The sequence below is a fragment of the Anaerosalibacter massiliensis genome, assembly GCF_024623155.1.
Classification (GTDB): domain Bacteria; phylum Bacillota; class Clostridia; order Tissierellales; family Sporanaerobacteraceae; genus Anaerosalibacter; species Anaerosalibacter massiliensis.
This window is the reverse complement of record NZ_JANJZL010000014.1, coordinates 50,421-57,105: the sequence shown is the minus strand read 5'-3', so window position 1 is coordinate 57,105 and position 6,685 is coordinate 50,421. Positions and strand designations below refer to the sequence as shown.

General features: G+C 31.8%; 4 protein-coding genes. 3 read left to right on the top strand and 1 reads right to left on the bottom strand.

Going from position 1 to position 6,685, the window contains the following annotated elements; all coding sequences use genetic code 11:
- Positions 1 to 554 precede the first annotated feature (554 nt).
- Both NSA23_RS14415 and NSA23_RS14410 read left to right on the top strand, forming a co-directional pair.
- Complete coding sequence (locus NSA23_RS14415) at positions 555 to 1,889, top strand: uracil-xanthine permease family protein (protein WP_257490662.1); 1,335 nt, start codon at positions 555 to 557, stop codon at positions 1,887 to 1,889.
- Between the two features lie 395 nt (positions 1,890 to 2,284).
- A complete protein-coding gene (locus tag NSA23_RS14410) occupies positions 2,285 to 3,958 on the top strand; it encodes a PucR family transcriptional regulator (RefSeq protein WP_042683280.1) in 1,674 nt (557 codons plus the stop codon).
- Between the two features lie 102 nt (positions 3,959 to 4,060).
- Here the strand turns inward: NSA23_RS14410 and NSA23_RS14405 are convergent, their stop codons facing one another.
- The gene (locus NSA23_RS14405) at positions 4,061 to 4,756 is read right to left on the bottom strand and encodes a cyclase family protein (RefSeq protein ID WP_042683281.1); all 696 of its coding nucleotides are present in this window, start codon (positions 4,754 to 4,756) and stop codon (positions 4,061 to 4,063) included.
- Between the two features lie 307 nt (positions 4,757 to 5,063).
- Here NSA23_RS14405 and NSA23_RS14400 point away from each other — a divergent pair, with 307 nt between their 5' ends.
- A complete protein-coding gene (locus tag NSA23_RS14400) occupies positions 5,064 to 6,662 on the top strand; it encodes a dihydroorotase (protein WP_081915286.1) in 1,599 nt (532 codons plus the stop codon).
- The last annotated feature ends 23 nt before the right edge of the window (positions 6,663 to 6,685 follow it).

Genomic DNA, 6,685 nt, shown 5'->3' with positions numbered 1-6,685 from the left:
TGCTTTATAATTAATTTTAGTATGTGATTTCATTGCAGATAAATTATACTAAAAAACAGGTCGAAGAGCTACCGCTCTTCGGCCTGTTTTACTTTTATGGGCTTTTTATTTTGAAACAGCCCCTTTTATGTCATAATTATTTTTATATTGATGAGTTTATAGTGATAATGATTTGGACAATGTAAAAGGCTATGAGCGGTAGTAGGGTATTAAGTTTTGCTAAGCTAATCAATCATTGTTTCAAGCAAAGCAGCTAATCCTTTTGGCTTTAGCTGCTTTGTTTAGAATAAGTTACTAACTTATTGCCGGCATAGATTATTTGCTTTTTTAAGAATGTGAAAATGTTCACCATCTCTTGTGTAATCTTTGCAATCATGTTAAGCCCATTATAACTTATAAAACTAACATCTCGTATAATTAATTCAAACAATAAAGTATAAATAAGATATTTAGTATAAGGTTTTTTATTAGAACTTTGTATGAAAAGCACAAAGGTATTTATACTATTTTGTGAAAATATAGAGGAGCGTATATAAAAATAAGGAGGGGTTTTCATGACTATTAATAATGTTAATGAAAAGGTAGAAAAAACACAGAAGTCTGAATTAATCTATGATATTAATGACAAGCCACCATTGAATCTGGCAATACCTTTAGCTATTCAAAATATTATGGCAGCTTTTAGTGGTATTATAGCAGTACCCCTTGTGGTGGGACAGGCTATTGGAATGTCCGTGGATGAAATGGCTTTTATGGTTAGTGCTACATTGTTTATATCAGGATTAGCTACATTCATTCAATCCCGTGGAGTTGGGCCCGTAGGTGCAAGACTTCCTTGTATTATGGGTACAGATTTTACTTTTGTAGGTCCCGGCATTGCAGTGGCTAGTTCTTTTGGATTGCCAGGATATTTTGCTGCAACCACTGTGGGGGCAATTCTTGAAATAATTTTAAGTCGTTTTATTAAACCTCTTAGAAAATACTTCCCACCAGTAGTTACAGGGGTAGTAGTAACATTAATAGGTCTTACGATGATTCCAGTGTCCGTTGATTGGGTAGCAGGAGGAGCTGGGAATCCACAGTATGGTAATCCTAAATTTATATTGTTAGCTTTTATTGTTATGACAATTATAATTTTATTAAATCAAAAGGGAAAAGGATTTGTAAGCTCTGGTGCCATACTTATAGGCATTATATGTGGTTACATTATTTCTATACCTATGGAATTGTTAGACATTACACCAGTAAAGGAAGCGGCTTGGCTCTCTTTACCAAAACCCTTTAGATATGGAATGGAATTTCACTTATCTGCTATTTTAGCATTTTTGCCTGCCTATATCGTTACAGCAATAGAAACTATGGGAGATTTGATATCTGTAGCCAATGCTAGTGAACATGAGATAACTGGGGAGGAATTATCTAGGGGAATACTATCAGATGGTGTGGGAAGTTTTATAGCTGGAATATTTGGCGCTGGTCCCCATACATCTTTTAGTCAAAATGTAGGAATAATTCCTATTACAGGTGTAGCTAGTAGATTTGTAATTATTGTTGCTGGTATTATCCTGATGTTAGCAGGCATATTTCCCAAAATAGGTGCATTAGTATCTATAATGCCAAATCCTGTATTAGGAGGAGCCGGAATTATGATGTTTGGTATGATAGCTGTTGGTGGATTTAAGTTATTAAAGGAAGTGGATTTAAATAAAAGAAATAGCCTATTGGTAGCAGTATCCATAGGATTAGGATTAGCCGTAGTATATAGACCTGAAGTATTAAGTAATTTTCATCCAAATATTCAAACTATATTTCAATCTGGAATGACTACAGGAACTATTACTGCCATTATATTAAACCTTATCCTTCCAGGAAGAGAAATAGAAGCATAGGTATGGATGCAGTATAAAGTTTAAAGATAAAAGACCTCATATTGTACAAGATGTATTAGCCTTATTTAAATGTTGAGAGGAAAAGATGAGAGATGAAAGATTTACCATAGAAGATAATTGGAATAATCCAATATTTACAAAAATATAATTTAATATAAAATTGGAAATTCGATTTTAAGACTTCTTTGGGCAGGGGAATTGTATCTATTTTTATGACCTAATGGCATTTTAAGATTCCATTTATTAAAATAAACTCAAAAGGAAACAAATTTAGTAAAAAGAAAATTATTATTAAAAATCTAAATCTCTGAGATTGAAGAACCTAAGTAGACAGAATATATTGGCTATGCTATAATTTCAATAAAAGGTATAAAATGACAAGGGGTAGATGGAATATGTCTAGGCAAAATGGAATTAGTGTAGAAGATATGTTGGGTTTAGAGGTGATGGAAGGCTGTAAGTTAATTGCAGGTTTTAAAGGTGTTAGAAATACTATATCAAGAGTCAATATTATGGCGGATCCAGATATATTGGATTGGGTATATGAGGGGGAATTTTTATTAACCACTGCTTATTTTTTCGAAAAGGATAATATAGAAGTCCAAAAAAAATTAATAAGGGTATGTTCAGATAAAAAACTTGCTGGCATTGGAATAAAGGTGATGCCTTATTTAGATTCAATGCCAGAGGAAGTTTTAAATTTAGCAAATGAATTAAATTTTCCTTTGATTGATATTCGCTATTCTATATCCTTATCAGATATTATGACATCCACTTTTAAGGAAATATTTAATAAGCAGGCATCCTTATTGGAAAGAATAGAAAATGTTCATGAACGATTTATGGCTGTCATGTTAGAAGGAAAAGGCATTGAAGAAGTAACCCAAGTAGTTCATGAAAATATAAAAAATCCAGTAGTAATAAATTTGAATTTTTCTCGCCAGGTTTTTGAACAATTAGGGGATGTAAATGAACATTTAGTAAAAGAGATTTTACAAGATGTAAGGGATTTTTATAACCCAAATAATGGCAGAAGTGAGTTAAAAAAATTAGATGAAGATAAGGTTTTAATGGATGGTAAATTTATTAAGAGAATGATTATGCCTATTGTATTAAAGGGCAATGTATATGGCCATATATTTGCTTGGTCTACTAATACACCTTTAGGAGGCTTTGATCTATCAATAATTGAATCAGCTTCAACTACTATAGCTTTAGCTGTATTACAAGAGCTTTCCGTTAAAGAAGTAGAAATAAGATATAGGTCTGAATTCTTTGAGGATTTAATATCTACTGATGTCAAGAGAAAGAGAAAAGCTCTAGAAAGAGCCCATTTTTTCAATTTAAAGCCAAGTGATTATTATATTATTGAGGTAATGAGTTTTAAATTAAAATTTGCAGATGAGAAAGATGATGAATACTTTTTTGAATACCTGCAAGATCATGTTAATACGACAGTTACTATAGTAGAAGATATTATGAATTATTTAGGATTAGATGGTATAGTGGCTACAAAATTAAATGGAATTCAAATTTTATTAGGCTTTGATGAAGTAAATTCTATAGATGATAGACTTATGGAATTTAACGATAGGGTAATTAAAGCTTTAGAAGAAAAGCTTAAAAATATGAATATAAAAATAGGGGTGGGTAGAGCTTATAAAGGGCTGAATAATGTAAGTAAAAGTTTTTCTGATGCAGTTAAAACCATAAGGACAGGTAGAGTACTTATGGATAAGAAAATTATTACTTTTAATGAATTAGGTATATTCAAAATATTGTGCCAAGATTTTTTAACAGAGGAGTTAGAGGATTTCTACAATACCACTTTGAAATCTTTGGTAGATTATGATAATAAAAAATCTACAGAATTGGTTAAAACCTTAGAAGCCTATTTTAAATTTAATGGAAATTTAACTCGTATGTCTGAACATTTGTATACCCACTACAATACTATTTTATATAGGATCAATAGAATAAATAGCATAACAGGTATGGATTTAGATGATTCAAATGATAGACTAAATTTAGAAATTGCATTAAAGATTAGAGAACTTATGATAAAATAAATTTTCCGTCAATTGGAGCTAGGTTTTATAATTAGGAGTGCCATTACACTATCTTCAGAATGACTACCCTGTCATTCTGAAGATAGCCAGTGGCTCTCTTTTTTATTCTTCTACTAAGGCAACGGCTCTTATAGGGGAACCAGAACCGTCCCTTATTTTTAAAGGTAATCCAATATATAAAAATCTTTTATTAAGTACTTTGTCTAAGTTACATAAATTTTCCGTATTGGTTATATTATATTTTCCGCAAACTAAATGACCAGAAAAGTTAATATCATCTGGAGTTAAATCTATAGCTGGTGCGTCTACCCCAATATTCATTACCCCTTGTTTAACTAGCCATTTAGCTCCTTCATAGCTTAGTCCAGTATAATCTGTTTGAAACTTATCTGTACCATAAGTCCTGTCATGATGTCCCGTATACAGTAGGACTATATCTCCTTTTTTGATTTCTTGTCCCGATTTTCTTACGGCTTCTTCTAAATCCTTTGGTTCAATATAATTGGGATATCTTACATAGCTTACATCAATACAAATGGCAGAACCCCAAAAATGTTCTAAGGACATTTTATCAATAGTAGATCCTCCTGGTTTAAATTCAGATACTCCATCACTATGGGTTCCACAATGTTCACTTAAAAGAAGATTTCTTGCAGAAAATCCTAAGGTAGTGCTTCCTGTCATTTCCATATTTTCTTCATGGGTCATATTGGTCATAATGAAGGTTTTTTGATGCATAGGAAATACGGACATACCTTGAAAGATTTCTTGAGATAAATCAATGAGTTTTAAGGCCAAAATTATAACCTCCTTATAAATTTTATTTTACATAAATATTATATTGATTTTTATTATACCTATAATAATATAGAAACCTATATATAAACTATACAAATCCTTAGAAAAAGGATTGGCCTATACTATTATATGGAAAAACCTAAGAATAGAATTTTGATTTTACTTAGAATTATTAGATTTTAATGAAATTTTCAATAGTTTTTAGGATTTAATAAAATATTTTCATAGGAATCTAACAAGGATTGTTAAATAATATTGTGTTAATATAGAAAAAATGGATTTGTTATAGAAACAAGGAGGTTATAAAATGTATGATGTCATAATCAAAAATGCTAGAATTCCACAAGGAGATGATACGGTTCTAACAAATATCCTAGTAAAAGATGAAAAGATTTCTGGCTTTTTAGATAATGTAGATGGGATAGAGGCAAAGGAAATCATCGATGCTGGCGGTCATTTAACATTACCTGGATGTATAGATTCTCATACCCATTTTATGTATCAAGGGTTTCCACATAGGGAAAATTTCTTAACGGGTTCAGCAGCAGCAGCAAGAGGAGGAGTAACTACAGTTATAGACATGCCTTGTTGCTCAGTTCCATCAGCAAGAAGTGTCGAACAATTAAAATTAAAACTAGGTTTAGTAGCACCTCAATCTTTAGTTGACTATGCTATGTGGGGCGGAGTTACAGGAGAAGACGTAAGAGAAGGATGGCTACACAATGTTCAAGAACAAGCTGATTTTGGTGCAATTGCTTTTAAGGCTTATATGACACCATCAGTTCCAACATACCCAAGAGTCACAGATCCAGAAATGTACGAAGCTTTTAAAGCTGTAGCTGAAACTGGTCTTCCTATTGGAATTCATGCTGAAAATTTTGCTATGTGTGATTTTTATGTTAAGAAGTTCCAAAAAGAAGGACGTATGGATGGACCAGCTTGGGCAGAAGCAAGATTGGAATTGGCAGAAAAAGTTGCTATTCAATTAGGCATTAATTTTGCAGAAGATACAGGGGCAAGATTGCACATAGTTCATATGAGTACTGGGATCGGAGCTAAATTAGTAGGAGAAGCAAAACAAAAAGGTTTAAATGTAACTAGTGAAACTTGTCCCCATTATTTAACTTTAAATTACAAAGATGCTATGGGTAAATATGGTCCATTAGCTAAGATTGCACCTCCTTTAAGAGAAGAAAAAGATAATAAAATGCTTTGGGAAGGATTAACAAATGGTAGTGTAGATTTCATAGCTACAGACCATGCTCCTTATGAAATTGAAAGTGAAAAACATAGAGAAGGAATGAATATCTGGACATCTTTCCCAGGAATACCTGGTGTTGAAACGATGGTTACTATATTAGTAAGTGAAGGATATAATAAAGGCAGAATTTCATTAAGTAAATTAGTGGATATACTATCAACTAATGCTGCAAAACATTATGGCCTATATCCTAAGAAAGGTGCTATGTATATAGGTTCAGATGCTGACTTTACTATAATAGACCTTGATAAGAGATGGATTATAGATCCTAAGAAACAAGCTTCAATGTGTGGATATAATCCTCTAGAAGGTATGGAATTGAAAGGTAAAGTAGTTAAGACTGTAGTTCGTGGACATTTAGTATTTGAAGATGTGGAAGAAAGTACTTTAGGAGCAATGACTGACAAAGAATTACAAGAAATTATTCACAACTATCCAGAGGGAATTGAAGAAAAATATGCAGAAATATTCAAGGAATTTCCACATCTACACAGTAAAGAATATGAAAATAGCTATAGAATTAACCATCCAGAAGTAATAGATAAACATATAAGAGGAATTAAAGGTATTAAGGTAAAACCAGGATTTGGAAGATTTGTAAAGAGACAAAGCATACAAGTTTTACCTAGAACTATAAGATATTAATTGGGATGTAAGGTATACTTATG